This window comes from Alsobacter sp. KACC 23698 (assembly GCF_045348435.1).
GTDB lineage: Bacteria > Pseudomonadota > Alphaproteobacteria > Rhizobiales > Beijerinckiaceae > Alsobacter.
Genome location: NZ_CP157484.1, coordinates 4,456,826 through 4,475,348, shown reverse-complemented (window position 1 = coordinate 4,475,348; position 18,523 = coordinate 4,456,826). Strand labels below are relative to the sequence as shown.

The window sequence follows — 18,523 nt, the reverse complement described above, 5'->3', positions numbered from 1 at the left end:
GCAACCCGCCGCGAGGATCGCGGGTTCCCGGCCTGATCGTCGCAACCCGCCGCAGCCCGGCCTTGCAGGAGCCTCACCGTGGATTTCAAAAGCCTGAGGGCTCGTCTCGGCGGCCCGGGCGGCCTCAAGGACCGCTTCCGGCTCGAACTCGGATCGGTGCTGGCCCTCTCGGTGGCGGCGGGCGGGCTGTTCGCCTTCGCGCGCATCGCCGACGAGGTGGTGGAGGGCGACACGCATGGCTTCGACCGGGCGGTGATGCTCGCCTTGCGGACGGCGGGGGACACCAACGATCCCATTGGGCCGGCCTGGTTCGAGAGCGCCATGCGGGACGTGACCTCGCTCGGCAGCGTGACCGTGCTGGCCATCCTGACGCTCGCGGCCATCGCCTACCTGCTGATGGACGGCAAGCGCGGGGCCGCGCTGCTGGTCGCGGGCTCGGTCGGGGGCGGGACGCTGCTCTCCAGCGTGCTGAAGATGGGTTTCGAACGCCCCCGCCCGGACCTCGTCGCCCATATGGTGGACGTCCACACGCTGAGCTTCCCGAGCGGGCACGCCATGATGTCGGCCGTGACCTACCTGACCCTGGGCGTGCTGCTGGCCCGCGTCAGCGCCAAGCGGCGGGTCAAGGTCTTCGTGGTCGCGCTCGGCGTGCTGCTGACGCTCGCGGTCGGGGGCAGCCGCGTCTATCTCGGCGTGCACTGGCCGACCGACGTGCTGGCGGGGTGGTCCGTCGGGGCCGCGTGGGCGATGATGTGCTGGCTCGTGGCGCGGCGTCTTCAGCAGAAGGGGAAGGTGGAGCAGCCGGACGCGCCCGCGGGCTCGGGCCCGGTGGACGACCAGGACCCGGATCGCGCCGAAGCGAGCAAGTCGGACGATTTGCAACCTCCGATGGCCAAAGACGCCCGGATGGTAACCAATCGGTAAACAGATGGGGTTAACGCTTCATGGAGGTTCACCTGAGACGCCGCCATGACGACCTCATCCATGACGACTTCGTCCCTCGTCCCGTCGTCCTCGACGGGATCCGATACGCCTTCCGTCGCGGGCGAGGCGCTCGCCCCAGCGCCCGACGCGGCCGCCCAGCCTGAGACCCCGGCGGCCTCGCCTGACGCCGCCGCGGCGCCCGAGATCGCCTGCGCCCCCGAGGCGAGGCCCGCGCCCAAGCCGGCGCCGCAGGACGTGCCCAAGAGCGTGCTCGCCGCGCAGTCGGCGTTGATGCGGGCCCGCGCGAAGGCGGCGGCCCAGAACGTCCGCACCGTCTCCATCGGCCCGCGATGGCCCATCGCGGCCGCGGTCGCGATCGCCGCCTGCCTGGGCGTCGTCGGGGGCGCGGCGATGTCCTCCCGACGCGCCGCCGCCGACCTGGCGGCCGCGCAGCGCGAGGCCGAGGACCTGCGCAGCATGACGGCCATCATGCAGTGGAAGGGGACGGGCGCTCCGGCGCCCGGCGTCCGCGAGCAGCAGAAGCTCGCCGCCGACCTGCGTAGCCTGAAAGCCTCCGTCGACCTGCTGAAGGCGGGCGTCGACCGCAGCGCGGCCGGCGACGACGTGCGGGCGCTCGACCGCAAGGTCGCGGCGCTGCGGGACGCGGCCGAAAAGGCCCGCGCCGACGCGGCCGGGACGGGGGCGCAGATCGCGACCCAGATGGAGAAGCTGAAATCCGAGACGGGCGTCGCCTTGGCGCAGCTGAGCTCCCAGGTCGGCCGCTTCGAGCAGGCGCAGCGCGAGCCCTTCGCCAAGGTCGCCGCCATGGTGGAGCGCCTCGACCGCATCGAGCGCCAGATCGGCCCGACCACGACCGCCTCGATCGCGCCGTCGCCGGCCCCGGCCCGCGAAATCGCTCCGGTCGCGCCCGCCGCGGTCGCGGCGGCGGCCCCGGCGTCGGCCGTGGAGGCGAAGGCGCCCGCCAAGGCGGAGGGCCTCAAGGGCTGGTCCGTGCGCGGCGTCTATAACGGGGTGGCGGTGCTGGAAGGGCCGGGCGGCTTCTTCGAAGTGGCGCGCGGCGACGTGCTGCCGGGCGTCGGGCGGATCGACGCGATCGAGAAGAAGGGCAAGACCTGGACGGTGGTGACCAGCCGCGGCGTCGTCGGCGGCTGAAATTCGGGCCCCCAAAAGCATCACCCCGCGCTCTTTCGAACGCGGGGTGATCGCCCCAGTGCCCCCACCGTGGTTTGGACGCGCGCCGCACATGGGCGACGCGCCGTCGCGTCAGTCCTTGCCGTGCGCGTTGCGGCGCGCCAGCGCGACGTGATGCAGATGCTCGTGCGTGGCTTCCGGCATGCGGAAGCCGAAGCCGCCCGCGAGGTCGGGCGTCTGGCCCAGGCGGGAATTCACGAAGCCTTCGCGGGGCCAGCGCACATGCGTCGAGACGCCGATCTTGCGCTTGCCGAGGGGCCGTCCGGAAGGATGTCTTTTCGACACGGGCGTTCTCCGAATAACGTCCCAGACTTAAACGGTCTGAACGATCGCGCCATTAGGAAAACACCTTACCGGATGCAAAATACTGTTCCGGTGCGGCTCAGCCTCAGTCGGGCGGAAGCACTTTTCCAGGATTCAGCAGATTATCGGGGTCGAGCGCCGACTTGATAAGGCGCATGACATCCACCGCGGCGTCTCCGTGCTCGGCGCGCAAATATTTCGACTTGCCTGAACCGACGCCATGCTCGCCCGTACAGGTGCCGTGCAGCGCGAGCGTGCGGTCCAGCAGCAGGCCGTTCAGGCGCTCGGCCTCGGCGAGTTCGGCCGGATCGTCGACGTCGATGAGAAAGCCCATGTGGAAATTGCCGTCGCCGACATGGCCGAGGCTGGTGACGTAGAAGGGCGCGTCCTTGGTCTGCTCGCGCATGTAGAGGATGAGCTCGGGCAGCCGCGAGATGGGCACGCAGGCGTCCGTGCTCCAGGACTTCGCGCCCGGCCGCATCGCCAGGCAGGCGTAGTGGATGTCGTGCCGGGCCTGCCAGAGGCGGTTGCGCTCCTCGGGCGTCGTCGCCCACTGGAAGTTCTGGCCGCCATTGCCCAGCGCCAGCTCGCGCACGCGCTCGGCCTGTTCGGCGACGCCCGCCTCGGTGCCGACGAACTCGAAGAACAGGGTCGGCTGCTCGGGATAGTCGAGCTTGGAGTAGCGGTTCACCGCCGTCATGCTGCGGTCGTCGAGGAACTCGACCCGCGAGATCGGCACGCCGGACTGGATGGTCTCGATGGCGGTCTGCACCGCCGAGCCGACGTCCGGAAAGGCGCAGACCGCGGCCGACATGGCCTCCGGGATGCCGTAGAGCTTCACCGTCACCTCGGTGATGAGGCCGAGCGTGCCTTCCGAGCCGACGAAGAGCCGCGTGAGGTCGTAGCCGGCCGAGGACTTGCGGGCCCGGCTGGCGGTCTTGACCACGCGGCCGTCGGCCAGCACGACCGTGAGGGAGAGCACGTTCTCGCGCATGGTGCCGTAGCGGACCGCGTTGGTGCCGGAGGCGCGGGTCGCCGCCATGCCGCCGAGGCTGGCGTCGGCGCCGGGATCGACCGGAAAGAACAGCCCGGTGTCGCGCAGATAGGCGTTGAGCTGCTTTCGGGTGACGCCGGCCTGGACGGTGGCGTCGAGGTCCTCCGCGTTGACCTCCACGATCGCGTTCATGCGCTTCATGTCGATGGTGACGCCGCCCTCGAGCGCGGCGACGTGGCCCTCCAGCGAGGTGCCGGTCCCGAACGCCACGATGGGTGCGCCGGCCTCGGCGCACAGCTTGACGATGGCGCTGACCTCTTCGGTGGACAGCGGGTAGCAGACCGCGTCCGGCGCGGCGACGGCGTGGTACGATTCGCCTTGGCCATGGTGCTCGCGCTCCGAGGCCGACGTCGAGCAACGGTCGCCGATGAGGTCGCGCAGGCGCGCGACCAGGGTCGCGGTGCGGTCTTCCGGCAGTCTCCGGAGGGGGGCGTGCTGGGCCATGGGCGTGTCCTCGGGTGGTACGGCGTGCGGCCCTCCTCGGGTAAGCAGCCGCCGCCGGCTTGGCAAGGGGCTCGCGGTCCGCCCCGCGGCTTTGCCCGATCGGCGGCGCGCGCTACAAGCGCGGCCCCGGCGCGTCCGGGCGATTCCCAGCGTGGAGGCTTGCGATGCAGTCCATTAACCAGCGTATCGCGGACGACATCCGGTGCGAGGAGCGGCAGGTGGAAGCGGCCGTCGCGCTGCTGGACGGCGGCGCGACCGTGCCGTTCATCGCCCGCTACCGCAAGGAAGCGACCGGCGGGCTGGACGACGCGCAGCTGCGCACCCTGGAGGAGCGGCTGCGCTATCTGCGCGAACTGGAGGAGCGCCGCACGGCGATCATCGAGTCGGTCCGCGAGCAGGGCAAGCTGGAGGCCGGGCTGGAGCGTCAGCTGCGCGAGGCCGACAGCAAGGCCCGGCTGGAAGATCTTTATCTGCCCTACAAGCCCAAGCGCCGGACCAAGGCGCAGATCGCCCGCGAGGCGGGGCTGCAGCCTCTGGCGGACGGCCTGCTGGCCGACCCGCAGCGCGATCCGCGCCGCGAGGCGGGCGCCTATGTGGACGCCCAGAAAGGCGTCGCCAGCGTCGACGAGGCCCTGGAGGGCGCGCGCTCCATCCTGGTGGAGCGCTTCTCGGAAGACCCGGAGCTGATCGGCCGGCTGCGCGAGGAGTTCTGGAGCAAGGGCCGCGCGATCTCCAGCGTGCGCGCCGGCAAGAAGACCGAGGGCGCCAAGTTCGCCGACTATTTCGACTATCACGAGCGCCTGACGAAACTGCCGTCGCACCGGATCCTGGCGCTGTTCCGCGGCGAGAAGGAGGAGATCCTCGACCTGCGGCTCGAGGCCGAGGAGGAGCCCGCGGGCCCGGCCGCGGCGCGCCTGCCGGGCGCCTTCGAGCTCGCCATCGCGCACCGGTTCAGCGTGGCCGACCGGGGCCGGCCGGCGGACAAGTGGCTGATGGACGTCGTGCGCTGGGCCTGGCGCACCAAGATCCAGGTCCATATCGGGCTCGATCTGAGGATGCGGCTGTGGCAGCAGGCCGAGGACGAGGCGGTGGGGATCTTCGCCGGCAATCTGCGCGACCTGCTGCTCGCCGCCCCGGCGGGCGCGAAGGCCACCATGGGGCTGGATCCGGGCTACCGCACCGGCGTCAAGGTCGCGGTGGTGGACCGAACCGGCAAGGTGGTCGACACCGGCGTGATCCACCCGCACGAGCCGCAGCGCCGCTGGGACGAGGCGATCGCGCTGCTGGCCGCGATGGCGCGTCGCCACCAGGTGGAGCTGATCGCGATCGGCAACGGCACGGCCTCGCGCGAGACCGACAAGCTCGCCGGCGAGCTGATCGCCAAACATCCCGAGCTGAAGGCGTCCAAGATCGTGGTGTCGGAGGCGGGGGCGTCCGTTTATTCGGCCTCGGCCTATGCGTCGCAGGAGCTGCCCGAGCTGGACGTCACGCTGCGCGGCGCGGTCTCGATCGCCCGGCGCCTGCAGGACCCGCTGGCCGAGCTCGTCAAGATCGACCCGAAATCGATCGGCGTCGGGCAGTACCAGCACGACCTCGCCGAGTTCAAGCTGTCGCGCTCGCTCGACGCCGTGGTGGAGGACTGCGTCAACGCGGTCGGGGTGGACGTCAACATGGCCTCCGCGCCCCTGCTGGCGCGGGTGTCGGGGGTGGGCGAGACGCTGGCGCAGAACATCGTCTCCCATCGCGACGAGAACGGCCCGTTCCGGACCCGCGCGGCGCTGAAGAAGGTGGCCCGTCTCGGCCCGAAGGCCTTCGAGCAATGCGCCGGCTTCCTCCGCATCCAGGACGGCGACGATCCGCTCGACCGCTCCGGGGTGCATCCGGAGGCCTATCCGGTGGTGCGCCGGATCATCGAGGCGACGAAGAGCGACATCCGCGCGCTCATCGGCAACGCCACGCTGCTGCGGGGGCTCTCGCCCCGGCAGTTCACGGACGAGAGCTTCGGCGCGCCGACCGTGACGGACATCCTGAAGGAGCTGGAAAAGCCGGGGCGCGACCCCCGGCCGGCCTTCAAGACCGCGACCTTCAAGGACGGCGTCGAGACCATCGGCGACCTGCGCGCCGGGATGGTGCTGGAAGGCGTGGTCACCAACGTGGCGGCCTTCGGCGCCTTCGTCGACGTCGGCGTGCACCAGGACGGGCTGGTCCACATCTCGGCGCTGTCGAAGACCTTCGTGAAGGACCCGCGCGACGTCGTGAAGCCCGGCGACATCGTCAAGGTGAAGGTGCTGGAGGTCGACAAGGCGCGAAAGCGCATCTCGCTGACGATGCGGCTCGACGACCCGGCCGAGGCGCGCCCGGCCCGCGACCGCGGCGCCGAGCCGGGCCGGGCCCCGAAGGCGGCCGCGTCCCCGCCGGCCGCGGCCCGCGGCCCAGGCGCGAACCCGTTCGCGGACGCGTTCCAGAAAGCGGGGCTCGACGGCAAGACGCCGGGCCGGCGCTGACCCGCGAGGCCCCGGCTGCGCCTTGACCGGGCCGCGCCGGACCCCGCATCATGGCTCGCGAACGGCCGAGATGCGCCGGGTCCGGAGGGGCCATGGACCAGAGCGCCGAAACCGGAGCCGCCCCGCCCGAGGCGGGCCAGGAGCGCTCCCCTTCGGGGCTCTCGGGCGCGGGCGACACCAGCGCCCTGCGCGAGCCGGATCTGGCGCTCCTGCGCACCATCCTGGACAGCATCCCGGGACGCGTCGCCTTCGTCGACTGGAACGAGCGCTACGTCTATGTGAACCGCGAGTTTCTGACCTTCCACGGCAAGCGGCCCGACGAGGTGGTGGGACGCTTCGTCTGGGAGGTGCTGGGACAAGCCGCCTATGACCAGATCAAGCCCTATACGCCGCGCATCCGGGCCGGCGAGGTCGTGCGGTGGGAAGGCTGGATCACCTATGCGGGGAACCGGCGCCGCTACATCCAGCAGACCTACACGCCCTATTCGCCCGGCGGCGGCGCACCGCAGGGCAACATCGCCTTCGGGCGCGACCTCACCGACCTGAAGGCGCGCGAGCAGGAGCTGGCCGAGCGCACGGCGCTCAACAGCGCCATCGTGGCCTCGACGCTCGACTGCCTCGTGGCGGTGGACGAGGCCGGGCTGACGGTGGAGTTCAATCCCGCCGCGGAGGCCGCCTTCGGGTACAGCCGCGCCGAGGCGCTCGGGCGGCCCGTGATGGACGCCATCATGGGCGGCGCCGGGCGGCCCTCGTTCCTGTCCGCCTGGGAGACGCCGGACGGCGCCGCGCTGGGGCGGCGGGCCGAGATCCAGGCCGTCTGCAAGGATGGCCGGATCCTGCCCATGGAGTTCGCCGTGACCGAGGCCTCGCTGTCGGGCCGGCGGCTCTTCATCATCCACCTGCGCGACCTGACGGAGGCGAGGGCCGCCGAGGCCGAGATCGAGCGCCAGCGCAAGCAGCTCAACCAGATCGAGAAGGTCTCCGCCATGGGCGCGCTGCTGGCGGGCGTGGCCCACGAGCTCAACAATCCGCTCGCCATCCTGCTGGCGCAGTCGACGCTGCTGGCCGAGCGGGCGCAGACCGAAGACGTGCGCGCCCGGGCGCTGCGCATCCAGGCGGCGGCCGAGCGCTCCGGCCGGATCGTGCGCAGCTTCCTGTCGATGGCCCGCGAGGCGTCGCCGCGGCGCGGACCGGTGCGGCTGAACGACCTCGTCACGGCGACGCTCGACCTGCTGGGCTACGGCCTGCGCGCCGCCCATGTCGAGGTCTCGCTCGAGCTCGACCCGGACCTGCCGGTCATCAGCGCGGACGGCGACCTGATCGGGCAGGTGCTGTCCAACCTGCTGGTCAACGCCCAGCAGGTCCTGCAGGAGCAGGCCGGTCCGCGACGCGTCACCATGCGCACCCGCCGCGACGACGCGGGCGTCGTGATCGAGGTCGAGGACAACGGCCCCGGCGTGCCGGACGACATCGCCGACAAGATCTTCGATCCCTACTACACCACCAAGGCGCCGGGCGTGGGCACCGGCATCGGGCTGGCGATCTGCCGCAACGTGCTGGGCGCGCACGGCGCCAGCATCGCCCTCGACCAGGCGGGCCGCCGCGCCGGGGGAGCCCTGTTCCGGGTGGTGTTTCCGCCCTCCGCCATCGCGCCGGCGGGCGCATAGGAGCGCCTATCGGCGAGGCTGGTTAACGGCTCGTTGACCATAAGCCTACAAGTTGAATCAAAGGCCGAACGTCCGGCGGGGGCCCGCGTTTGCTTGGGGAAGAACGGCTCGCGAACCATTCGCGGCCCATCGCGTCGAGGCGGCCCGAGCGGCCCGGCGGCGCGCGCCAGCAGGAGGGGTCATGATCGCCTTGTCGAATGCGAAGTCTCCCGCTCACGCCCCCGCACGCGACCTGCCCGCCGGGTTCGGGAGCGGCGTCCCGCGCGTCCTCGTGGTCGAGGACGACGCCTTGCTGCGGGCCTATGCGTGCGAAGTGCTGGCGGACGAGGGCTATGCGGTGGCGGAGGCCTGCGACGCCTGCGAGGCGTTCCGGGCTCTGGTCGCGGGAGGCGTGGACCTCCTGGTGACGGACATCGATCTCGGGCCCGGGCCGGACGGCTTGGAACTCGCCCGCTACGCCGCGCTCGCCCATCCGGGGCTCCCGGTGCTCTACACGTCGGGCCGCGCCCAGGTGGACCCGGACGACCGCGTGGCGGGTTCGAGGCTGCTGCCCAAGCCCTTCCGGCCGTCGGCGCTGGCGCAAAGCGCCGCCGATCTGCTCAAAGCGGGGCGAATCGCCGCAGTGCAGCGTTTCGCATAGGGAACAACAACCGGGGGGTCGCGTTTCCTGCTCCGACAACGCCTCGGAGGACACCCATGGCTCAACGCAGCGACTTCTTTTCAGGCGCGGCCATCGCGGCGCTCTTGACCGCGGCCGCCGTTCTGGCGCCCGGCCTCGGCGCGCAGGCGCAGACCAGTTCTGGCTCTCCGGCCGCCACCGCGCCGGCCGCAAGCGGCTCTCGATCCGGGGCGGAAAGCCCATCGTCCGCCCGCGACGCCGCCCCCAAGGCCGAGATGCGGCGCAACAGCGCCCAGTCCGGCGCCCGCGAGACGCCCGGCTCGCATGAGCAGGCCGCCGGGAGCGGCCATGCCGGGCCGCCCAATTCCGGCGCCCTGTCCGGAGATCCGACCCGCTCCAGCGCCGAGCGCGGCAAGGCGCGGGATGCGCAATCGGCCGACCAGGCGCGCTCCGCGACGCAGAACGGCGGTTCCGCCGCGTCCCCCGGCCAGAATGGCGGCGGGGCGGCTACGGCGGCTCGCCAGGGCGGCGACCTCGGCCAGAACGCCTCCGTCAAGGTCACGGTGGACGAGCTGCGCGACCGGGTGCGCCACAATGGCGAGTATGTGCGGATCGACAAGCTGGGCGAGGCTTTCCGCCCGCGCGGCGTCGACCGGGGCTGGAAGCCCTACACGAACGGCCACTGGATCTTCAACGAGAAGGTCGGCTGGTACTTTGAGTCCGACGAGCCCTGGGCCGAGGTGACCTATCATTACGGCCGCTGGTACGACGATCCCGACCAGGGCTGGGTCTGGGTGGCCGACACCGAATGGGCCCCGGCCTGGGTGGAATGGCGGCGCAGCAAGGAGCATGTCGGCTGGCGTCCGCTGCCGCCGGACAACGCTCCGAAGGTCGCGCGCGCATCCGGCAAGTCCAAGTCCACGACCACCACGACGACGACCCGCCGCGGCGGCTCCAGCGTCGAGGAGGAGGAGTGGGTGTTCGTGCCGACGCGCGACATCACGGCGGAGCGGATCACCGAGGTCGAGGTGCGCCCGGAGCGGGTGACCGAGATCTACACCGAGACGCGCCCCATCGGCCGCGTCGAGCGGCGCGGCTCCATCGCGGTGAATTTCGCGATCCAGCCGACGGTGATCGAGCGCGAGACCAATATCCGCATCCAGTCGCGCAACCTGCCGCGGGCCGAGACGGTCGCCGTGCCGGCGCAGGTGCGGGAGATCTCGACCGAGGCCCGGTCGACCGGCGCCGACTCCGCCACGTCGCGCTCGGCCACCACGGGCGGCGCCTCGGACCAGCAGGGGCGGCAGAACGGCCAGCCGGCCGCGGGTTCGGCGGATACGAGCCGGCCCTCGGCGACGCAGCCGGCTGCGCCCGGCGCGGCGCCGTCGGGCTCCGCGGCGGCGCCTTCGGGGCAGACCTCGCCCGGCGAGAAGCCTGCCTCCAGCGCCTCCACGGGCGGGACGACCGGCGACAAGGCCGGATCGACCGCGGCCAACCCCACGCCGGACGCCAAGTCGTCGACCTCGTCGGCGGCACGTTCCGGCGAGCCTTCCAAGTCCGGCGCGGCGGCCAAATCCGAGGCCGCGAAGTCTGAGGCCTCCAAGTCTGAGGCCTCCAAGTCCGAGTCGGCCAAGGCCGAGTCCGGCAAGTCTGAAGCCGCCAAGTCGACGGCCGAGCAGGGCCAGGGCGATCGCGCCGGCAAGCAGTCCGCCGCAGGCAAGGATGAGAGCGCCAAGCCCGCCGCGCAGGCCGAGAGGGCCGGCGAGAAGGGCAAGGCGGGCCGCAGCACGGCCGAGCGCGCCAAGGCCGGGGACAAGGACACGGCCGGCAAGGCTTCGTCCGAGACGGATCAGCCCGGCTCGAAGGCCGCCACCGCGAGCCCGTCCGGCTCCGGCGACAAGGCCAGGAGCGCCGAAGGCAAGGGCGAGGAGAAGGGCGCTTCGTCCCGGACCAACGCCGCGGCCGAGAAGCGCTCCCCGGGCGCGGCCTCGTCCTCGACCGCCCAGGAGCGCAGCGGCTCCGGCGCCAAGCCGGCCGGCGAGTCGGCCGAGCGCCGCAGCGGCGAAGCCTCGCCGCAGCGGGCCCAGGGCCGTTCCGCCCCCGGGTCCGACGTGACGACGGGCGCGACGCGCGGCGGCCCGGAGGCCGGCGAGAAGGCCGGCGGCGGGCGCTCCGGCGGCGCATCGGCCGGAGGCGCGTCGGCGTCGCCGTCCGCGGCCGGCGGCGGCGCGCGCAAGCCGAGCACGGACGAGTGAGAGATCAGGGCTTCGGCCCGCACGAGTAGTCAGGTCGACGGTTCGCCGTCTTCCGCAGCCAACCCCGGGGCCTCGCGCTCCGGGGTTTTTTTGCGCGCCGGCTCGCCTAGGATGGGATCCAGGGAGACGAGAGATGGCGGACCTGCGACTGCGCGAGCACAGGCCCGGCGACATGGGCTGGGTGATCCACCGCCAGGCGGCGCTCTACTGCCAGGAATACGGTTGGAACGAGGAGTTCGAGGCGCTGCTGGCCGAGATCGCGGCGGCGTTCCTCCGCGAGTTCAAGCCAGGCCGCGAGCGCTGCTGGATCGCCGAGCGCGACGGGCGGACGCTCGGATCCGTGTTCCTGGTGCGCGACACGGACGAGGTCGCCAAGCTGCGCATGCTTTATGTCGAACCCTCGGCGCGAGGGCAGGGCGTGGGTCGGGCCCTGGTCGCCGAATGCCTGCGCTTCGCCCGCGCGGCCGGCTACCTGAGCGTGACGCTGTGGACCAACGACATCCTGACGGCGGCCCGGAAAATCTACGTGGACGAAGGCTTCAGGCTGGTCTCGGAGGAGAAGCACCACAGCTTCGGCCAGGATCTCGTCGGCCAGTATTGGCGCCTCGATTTCTGAGAACCCGGCCCGTCCTCGGCGGAGGCCTTGCCCGAAATCGGACAATGTTGCGCCTTTCGGCCGTCCGATTGGCTCGTCATCTTTTGTTAACCGCGAATCAAAGTGCGCTGGCGCACATGCGATCCGCCCGGAATGGTTAACGTTGCGTCAAGGCGGCCCGGCCACGGGTCGCGACGCCAGGAGGCGAGCATGACGGTTCTGACGGCCGAAGCGTTGCACCGGGATCCCGAGGGGATCGCCCGCCTGCGCGCCGTGCTGGCGACCGCTCCCGGATACGCCGACCGCTGCGAAGCCGCAGCCACGCGCAGCTTCATGGCGGCTCCAGCGGCGTCGATCCGCCGGGGCGGGGCCTTTCTCGGGCGGCGCTCCCTGCCGACCCCGGCCCTATGCCAGCGCTGAACCTCCGCATTACCGGCTGCGGCCGACCCGCACGCACTGGACCCACGGCTCCGCGTCGCCGAGCTGGCCCGACAGCTTCGCGGCGAGGCGCTGCAGCCCGCGGCTGGGCTTGGCGGGGTTGCGCTTCAGCGGATTGGGCAGCGACTTCGTCAGCAGCGTCGCCTCGCGCACGCTGAGGTCTGCGGCGCTCTTGCCGAAATAGACCTGCGACGCCGCCTCGGCGCCGAACACGCCCGGGCCCCATTCGGCGATGTTCAGATAGACCTCCATCACGCGCCTCTTCGACCAGACGAGGTCGAGCCACAGCGCCAGCGGCAGCTCCAGGCCCTTGCGCACATAGGACCGCGACGGCCACAGGAAGAGGTTCTTGGCCGTCTGCATGGTGATGGTCGAGGCCCCGCGCGACGGCCCGTCCTCGTCCGCGTCGCCCAGCACGGTGCGCAGCGCGTCCCAGTCCACGCCGTCATGCGAGCAGAACCGCGCGTCTTCGGACAGGATGACGGCGTGCACGAGACGGGGCGAGATCGCCTCGATGGGGACCCAGCGCCGGTCCACCGGCTTCAGGGTCGCCCAGCGGCCCAGCATCAGGGTGGAGACGGGCGGAACGACCGCATCGAGCAGCGTCACCGCGACCAGGACGCCCGCGAGCGCCAGCGTCAGCGCCAGGATCCAGCGAACGATCCGCCCCAACCAGCCCAGCGATGATCTGCGACGTGCGATCGGGCGCCCCATGTGCCGTTGACGACGGAGCCTTGACGCATTCCCCCGCGTCAGGCAAGCGGCGAGGGTTCGGCGCGGGCGTTTGCGCTAGGATGCGGGGCCGGGCCGGTCGACTGGACTCGCCCGCCTGACAGGGAGGGCGCCCATGACGGCGGATTTCGAGGCTCGGCTCAACGCCGGCGCGGCGGAGGTGGAGCACATGCTCGACGCTCTGCTCGGACCCGAGCCGCTGGCCGGAGAGATCGCCCGGCCGGCGCGCCTGCTCGACGCCATGCGCTACGCGGCGCTCGGGGGCGGCAAGCGGCTGCGTCCGTTCCTGCTGGTGGAGACGGCGCGGATGTGCGGGGTGGAGGGCGAAGCGGCCCTGCGCGCCGCCGCGGCGCTGGAGATGGTCCATTGCTACTCGCTCGTGCATGACGACCTGCCCTCCATGGACGACGACGACATGCGCCGCGGCCGGCCGACGCTGCACCGCGCGCAGGACGAGGCGACCGCCATCCTGGCCGGCGACGCGCTGCTGACGCTGGCTTTCGACGTGATGGCCGACGTCGCCACGCATCACGACGCGCAGGTGCGGGCCCATCTCGTGCTGGGGCTCGCCCGGGCCGCGGGACTGGGCGGCATGGCGGGCGGCCAGATGCTCGACCTGCAGGCCGAGGGCCGCTACGGCGAGGCGGGCGCGGGCGCGATGGACGCCAACGACGTGCGTCGCCTCCAGGCCATGAAGACGGGAGCGCTTCTGGCCTTCGCGGCCGAGGCCGGGGCCATGATGGCGGGGGCGGACGCCGACGACCGCGCCTCCATCGTGGCCTACGGCAAGGCGCTCGGGGCGGCGTTCCAGGTCGCCGACGACATTCTCGACGTCGAGGCCAGCCCCGACGCGATGGGCAAGGCCACCGGCAAGGACGCGGGCCGGGGCAAGGCCACGCTGGTCGCCGCGCTCGGCCTGGAGGAGGCCAAGGCGGAGCGCGACCGGCTCGCGCTCGCGGCGGAGCTCGCCCTGGCGGGATTCGGGCCCGAGGCGGACGTGCTGCGCGAGGCGGCGCGGTTCGTCATCGCGCGCACGTCGTGAGCGGCGCGGATCGCATGGGCCGCGCCGCCCTGCCGGATCGCCTGCGGCGGATCGTCCAGGCGCGCGGGCGGCTGCTGGCGAGCGCCGCCCTGGCGGCGGCGACGCTGCTGGCCCTGCCCGGCGGCTTGCGGTTCAGCACGAGGCTGCTGATCGCCTGGGATCTCGGGACGCTGCTCTATATCGGCCTCATCGTCGCGATGATGCGGCGCTCGGACGTGGACCTCATCCGCAGCCGCTCCGCCTTCAACGACGAGAACCGCTTCACCATCCTGCTGCTCATCGTGGGAGCCACCATGGCGAGCTTCGCCGCGATCGTGGCGGAGCTGGTCAACGGGCGCGTCCAGGGCGTGCTGCAGGCCGGCCCCATGGCGCTGGCGGGGGTGACGGTGCTGCTGTCCTGGACCTTCACGCATGTCGTCTTCGCGATGCACTACGCCCACGAGTTCTACGCCTGCGACGAGCAGAAGGACCGGGAGGGGTTGAAGTTTCCGGGCGAGGCCTCGCCCGGCTACAACGACTTCCTGTATTTCTCGTTCGTGATCGGCTGCGCGGCGCAGACCGCGGACGTGGACGTCACGGCGTCCGGGATGCGCAGCATCGTGCTGGTGCACGGCGTGGTGTCGTTCCTGTTCAACACCGCCATCCTGGCGCTGACCATCAACATCGCGGCGGGGCTGATCGGCTCCGGGCCGGGCGGCTGACCCGGGCGGCTACTCCGCCGCGGTCTGGGCAGTCCTGGTCTTGGCCGAGGCGACGCCGTAGCGGCGCTCGATGTAGTCGGCCACCATGGTCTTGAACTCCGCCGCGATTCCGGGCCCGCGCAGCGTCGCGGCCTTCTGGCCGTCGATGAAGACGGGGGCCGTCGGGGTCTCGCCGGTGCCCGGCAGCGAAATGCCGATGTCGGCGTGCTTGGACTCGCCCGGGCCGTTCACGATGCAGCCCATGACGGCGACGTTGAGGTTCTCGACGCCGGGATATTGCGCCTTCCACTCCGGCATGGAGGTCGAGATCCAGTCCTGGATATCGCGCGCCAGCTCCTGGAACACGGTGGAGGTGGTGCGGCCGCAGCCGGGGCAGGCGGCCACCAGCGGCACGAAGGTGCGAAACCCCATCGTCTGCAGCAGCTCCTGCGCGACCTTCACCTCCAGGGTGCGGTCGCCGTTCGGCTCGGGGGTGAGGGAGACCCGGATTGTGTCGCCGATGCCTTCCTGCAGCAGCACCCCCATGGCGGCGGACGACGCCACGATGCCCTTGGATCCCATGCCGGCCTCGGTGAGGCCGAGATGAAGCGCGTAGTCGGAGCGCCGCGCCAGCATGCGGTAGACGGCGATCAGCTCCTGCACGGCGGAGACCTTGGCGGACAGGATGATCCTGTCCCGGGCGAGGCCGATCTCCTCGGCGCGCTGCGCCGACAGCAGCGCCGACTGCGCCATCGCCTCGCGGGTCACCGCGCGGGCGTCCAGCGGCGCCGCCGACGCGGCGTTGAGGTCCATGAGGTGCGTCAGCAAGGCCTGGTCGAGCGAGCCCCAGTTCGCCCCGATTCTGACCGCCTTGCCGTACCGGATGGCGAGCTCGACGATGGCGCCGAACTGGCGGTCCTTCTTCTCCTTGAAGCCGACATTGCCGGGGTTGATCCGGTATTTGTCGAGCGCCTGCGCGCAGGCCGGATGGTCAGCCAGGAGCTTGTGGCCGATATAGTGGAAGTCGCCCACGAGCGGGACGGACACGCCGCGCCGGTCGAGCCGCTCGCGGATATGCGGCACGGCGGCGGCCGCCTCGTCCCGGTCCACGGTGATCCGGACCAGCTCGGAGCCGGCGCGCGCCAGCGCCGCCACCTGCGCCACCGTGGCGTCGATGTCGGCGGTGTCGGTGTTGGTCATGGACTGAACCACGACCGGCGCGCCGCCGCCGACCAGCACGGCGCCCACCCGGACCCCGACGGTGCGCAGGCGCTCCGCCGCGCCGGAGGCGACGGGCGGCGGCAGGGCCTCTTGCGGTGGGAGGCCCTCTTGGCGTGAAAGGCCCTCTTGGTGTGGAAGGCCCTGGAGCGAACTGGCCTGCGGTGCGGCGATGGTCATGGCGAAGTCCTGACTCTCAAGCGGCTCGGGCGGCTCTTCGGGAAGGGGTGCGACAGGGCGCCGGCGCGGTCAAGCGCGACCGGCGGGCGGAGCGTGCGCCGGCTCGCCGCAATGGGCGCAGCAGCCGGCGAGCTCGATGACGTTGGCGCTGGGCCTGAAGCCCTGGGCCGCCGCCAGGTGGGACAGCGCGCCGCGCAATTCGTCGGAGACCGCCTCGTCGACCCCGCCGCACTCCTCGCAGATCATGAACACCACGAGATCGCCGGGGGCATGGTGGAAGGGGCAGGCGATGAAGGCGTTCCGGCTCTCCAGCTTGTGGACGAAGCCGTTCTCCAGCAGGAAATCGAGAGCCCGGTAGACCGTGATGGGGGCGAGGCGCTTGGCGCCGCCTTCCGCAGCCAGCCGGTCGATGAGGTCGTAGGCGCTCATGGGCCGGTGCGTGGCGTAGAGCGCATTGAGCACCTGCCGGCGGATCGGCGTGAGCCGCAGGCCGCGGGCCGCGCAGGCGCTCTCCGCCTCGGCGAGGGCGGCCGGGCCGCGGGCGGCGTGGTCCTGCGCATGCGCGCAGCCGCCCTCGCCGGGATGGTGCGCGTGCTCGTGATGGTGGCCCGCTCGGGGCAGGGCGTGTTCGGCCATGAGGTCCTCTACGCCCCTTTATGTAGCACGCCCGTCCGCCGCAGCCACCTGCAACGCGGCCATGCCTTGACTTCATGGTGCGGCGCCACAGAAAAAGGACCGGGGGTTTGCTGCAATTGCGAACACGCATCGCGTCCACCCTGGAGGCCTCTCATGTCGCTCGCCAACAAGACCGCCGTCGTCACGGGCTCGACTTCCGGCATCGGACTCGCCATCGCCCGCACCTTCGCCCGGGACGGGGCCAACGTCGTCATCAACGGCTTCGGCGACGCCGCCGCGATCGAGGCCGAGCGGGCGGGGATCGAGGCCGAGTTCGGCGTCAAAGCCGCCTATTCGGCCGCCGACATGACGAAGCCGGACGAGATCGCGGTCATGATAGCGGAAGCCGAGGCCCGCTTCGGCTCCGTCGACGTGCTGGTGAACAACGCCGGCATCCAGTTCGTCGCCCCGATCGAGGAGTTCCCGGTCGACAAGTGGAACGCCATCCTGGCGATCAATCTGTCCGCCGCCTTCCACGCCATCCGGGCCGCCGTCCCGGGCATGAAGGCGCGCAAATGGGGGCGCATCATCAACACCGCCTCGGCCCATTCCCTCGTGGCCTCGCCCTACAAGGCCGCCTACGTCACCGCCAAGCACGGGCTGGCGGGGCTGACCAAGACGGTGGCGCTGGAGCTGGCGACCTTCGGGGTGACGGCCAACTGCATCTCGCCCGGCTATGTGTGGACGCCGCTGGTGGAGAAGCAGATCCCCGAGACCATGCAGGCCCGCGGCCTGACGCGCGAGCAGGTGATCCACGACGTGCTGCTGCAGGCGCAGCCGACCAAGCAGTTCGTCACCGTCGAGCAGGTCGCCGCCCTGGCGCTGTTCCTGTGCGGCGACGCGGCCGCCCAGATCACCGGCGCGAATCTTTCGGTCGACGGCGGCTGGACGGCGGAGTGAGCATGAGCGCCTCTGCGGGCCGCAAGGCCGCCGCCCAGCCCAGGACCCCGGTCCCCGCGCCGGCGACGCGCAAGCGCGTCAACCTCGCTTTGCAGGGCGGCGGGGCGCACGGCGCCTTCACGTGGGGCGTCCTCGACGCGCTGCTGGCGGACGGCCGGCTCGAGATCGAGGGCCTCAGCGGGACCAGCGCCGGGGCGATGAACGCCGCCATGGTGGTCTGCGGCATCGCCGGCGGCGGCCCGGACGCGGCGCGGCGCAAGCTGGCGGCGTTCTGGCGCGCGGTCGCCATCGACGGCGAGCTGCAGGGCCCGCAGCGGGCGATCTTCGACATGCTCCTGGGCGCGTGGCGGCTCGGCTCGAACGGCGGCGCCGGCTGGTTCGGCTCCTTCACGCCGCCCATGCTGTCGCCCTCTGAGTTCAATCCGCTGGACATCAACCCGCTGCGCTCGGTGGTGGAGAGCCACATCGATTTCGCCCGGGTGCGCGAGCATGCCGACCCGAAGCTCTTCGTGGCGGCCACCAACGTGCATACCGGCAAGGTGAGGGTGTTCCGGGGCGAGGAGCTGACCGCCGACATGCTGATGGCGTCGGCGGCGCTGCCGACGCTGTTCAAGGCCGTGGAGGTGGACGGGCAGCCCTTCTGGGACGGCGGCTACATGGGCAACCCGGTGCTGTTCCCGTTCTTCACCGAGACGAAGACCGAGGACATCATCCTGGTCCAGATCAATCCGATCAGCCGCAACGAGACGCCCGAGACGAGCCACGACATCCTGGAGAGGGTGAACGAGATCACGTTCAACGCCTCGCTGCTGCACGAGCTGCGGGCCATCGACTTCGTGCGCCGCCTGCTCGACGCGGGCCGGCTGAAGGACACGCATTACAAGCGGATCCGCATGCACCGCATCGAGGCGCAGGACGAGTTGCGCCATTTCGGCGCCTCGTCGAAGCTGCAGGCCGACTGGGCGTTCTTCACCCAGCTGCACGACATCGGCCGGCAGGCCGGCCACCGGTTCCTGAAGCAGCATTTCGACGCCATCGGGGTGGACGGCACGCTGGACCTGCAGGCCGAGCTGGCCTGACG

At 71.6% G+C, this 18,523-nt stretch carries 17 protein-coding genes; 12 read left to right on the top strand and 5 right to left on the bottom strand.

Annotation, left to right across the window (positions count from 1 at the left end):
- The first annotated feature begins 78 nt into the window (after positions 1-78).
- On the top strand, positions 79-924 hold the full coding sequence (locus ABEG18_RS21320; protein ID WP_406855051.1) for a phosphatase PAP2 family protein: 846 nt from the start codon (positions 79-81) through the stop codon (positions 922-924).
- 60 nt (positions 925-984) lie between these two features.
- The gene (locus ABEG18_RS21315) at positions 985-2,097 is read left to right on the top strand and encodes a hypothetical protein (protein WP_406855050.1); all 1,113 of its coding nucleotides are present in this window, start codon (positions 985-987) and stop codon (positions 2,095-2,097) included.
- Positions 2,098-2,208: 111 nt separating this feature from the next.
- On the opposite strand, the gene ABEG18_RS21310 is transcribed toward ABEG18_RS21315, so the two are convergent.
- A complete protein-coding gene (locus ABEG18_RS21310) occupies positions 2,209-2,421 on the bottom strand; it encodes a hypothetical protein (RefSeq protein ID WP_406855049.1) in 213 nt (70 codons plus the stop codon).
- A 103-nt stretch (positions 2,422-2,524) separates the two neighbouring features.
- Positions 2,525-3,937, bottom strand: coding sequence for an FAD-binding oxidoreductase (locus tag ABEG18_RS21305; protein ID WP_406855048.1), 1,413 nt, complete (start codon positions 3,935-3,937; stop codon positions 2,525-2,527).
- Between the two features lie 164 nt (positions 3,938-4,101).
- On the opposite strand from ABEG18_RS21305, the gene ABEG18_RS21300 reads away from it, so the two are divergent.
- The 6 genes from ABEG18_RS21300 to ABEG18_RS21275 all read left to right on the top strand — a co-directional run bounded on the left by ABEG18_RS21300 (position 4,102) and on the right by ABEG18_RS21275 (position 11,997).
- On the top strand, positions 4,102-6,441 hold the full coding sequence (locus tag ABEG18_RS21300; protein ID WP_406855047.1) for a Tex family protein: 2,340 nt from the start codon (positions 4,102-4,104) through the stop codon (positions 6,439-6,441).
- A gap of 92 nt (positions 6,442-6,533) precedes the next feature.
- The gene (locus ABEG18_RS21295; RefSeq protein WP_406855046.1) at positions 6,534-8,108 is read left to right on the top strand and encodes a PAS domain S-box protein; all 1,575 of its coding nucleotides are present in this window, start codon (positions 6,534-6,536) and stop codon (positions 8,106-8,108) included.
- A gap of 181 nt (positions 8,109-8,289) precedes the next feature.
- Complete coding sequence (locus tag ABEG18_RS21290; protein ID WP_406855045.1) at positions 8,290-8,748, top strand: response regulator; 459 nt, start codon at positions 8,290-8,292, stop codon at positions 8,746-8,748.
- Between the two features lie 56 nt (positions 8,749-8,804).
- A complete protein-coding gene (locus ABEG18_RS21285; protein ID WP_406855044.1) occupies positions 8,805-10,982 on the top strand; it encodes a DUF6600 domain-containing protein in 2,178 nt (725 codons plus the stop codon).
- A gap of 133 nt (positions 10,983-11,115) precedes the next feature.
- The gene (locus tag ABEG18_RS21280; RefSeq protein WP_406855043.1) at positions 11,116-11,598 is read left to right on the top strand and encodes a GNAT family N-acetyltransferase; all 483 of its coding nucleotides are present in this window, start codon (positions 11,116-11,118) and stop codon (positions 11,596-11,598) included.
- A 189-nt stretch (positions 11,599-11,787) separates the two neighbouring features.
- Positions 11,788-11,997, top strand: coding sequence for a hypothetical protein (locus ABEG18_RS21275; protein ID WP_406855042.1), 210 nt, complete (start codon positions 11,788-11,790; stop codon positions 11,995-11,997).
- 9 nt (positions 11,998-12,006) lie between these two features.
- Here ABEG18_RS21275 and mtgA read toward each other — a convergent pair whose 3' ends face one another.
- Entirely contained in the window at positions 12,007-12,687 is a 681-nt protein-coding gene (gene mtgA / locus ABEG18_RS21270) for a monofunctional biosynthetic peptidoglycan transglycosylase (RefSeq protein WP_406855041.1), read from the bottom strand.
- A gap of 175 nt (positions 12,688-12,862) precedes the next feature.
- Here mtgA and ABEG18_RS21265 point away from each other — a divergent pair, with 175 nt between their 5' ends.
- Both ABEG18_RS21265 and ABEG18_RS21260 read left to right on the top strand, forming a co-directional pair.
- On the top strand, positions 12,863-13,789 hold the full coding sequence (locus tag ABEG18_RS21265; RefSeq protein WP_406855040.1) for a polyprenyl synthetase family protein: 927 nt from the start codon (positions 12,863-12,865) through the stop codon (positions 13,787-13,789).
- Positions 13,786-14,490, top strand: coding sequence for a DUF1345 domain-containing protein (locus ABEG18_RS21260; RefSeq protein WP_406855039.1), 705 nt, complete (start codon positions 13,786-13,788; stop codon positions 14,488-14,490). Before ABEG18_RS21265 ends, ABEG18_RS21260 begins: the two co-directional genes overlap by 4 nt.
- Before the next feature lie 9 nt (positions 14,491-14,499).
- On the opposite strand, the gene ispG is transcribed toward ABEG18_RS21260, so the two are convergent.
- A complete protein-coding gene (ispG, locus tag ABEG18_RS21255) occupies positions 14,500-15,867 on the bottom strand; it encodes a flavodoxin-dependent (E)-4-hydroxy-3-methylbut-2-enyl-diphosphate synthase (protein WP_406855038.1) in 1,368 nt (455 codons plus the stop codon).
- A 69-nt stretch (positions 15,868-15,936) separates the two neighbouring features.
- Entirely contained in the window at positions 15,937-16,503 is a 567-nt protein-coding gene (locus tag ABEG18_RS21250; RefSeq protein ID WP_406855037.1) for a transcriptional repressor, read from the bottom strand.
- Between the two features lie 153 nt (positions 16,504-16,656).
- On the opposite strand from ABEG18_RS21250, the gene ABEG18_RS21245 reads away from it, so the two are divergent.
- On the top strand, positions 16,657-17,442 hold the full coding sequence (locus ABEG18_RS21245) for a 3-hydroxybutyrate dehydrogenase (RefSeq protein WP_406855036.1): 786 nt from the start codon (positions 16,657-16,659) through the stop codon (positions 17,440-17,442).
- Between the two features lie 2 nt (positions 17,443-17,444).
- The gene (locus tag ABEG18_RS21240; protein ID WP_406855035.1) at positions 17,445-18,521 is read left to right on the top strand and encodes a patatin-like phospholipase family protein; all 1,077 of its coding nucleotides are present in this window, start codon (positions 17,445-17,447) and stop codon (positions 18,519-18,521) included.
- Positions 18,522-18,523 lie beyond the last annotated feature (2 nt).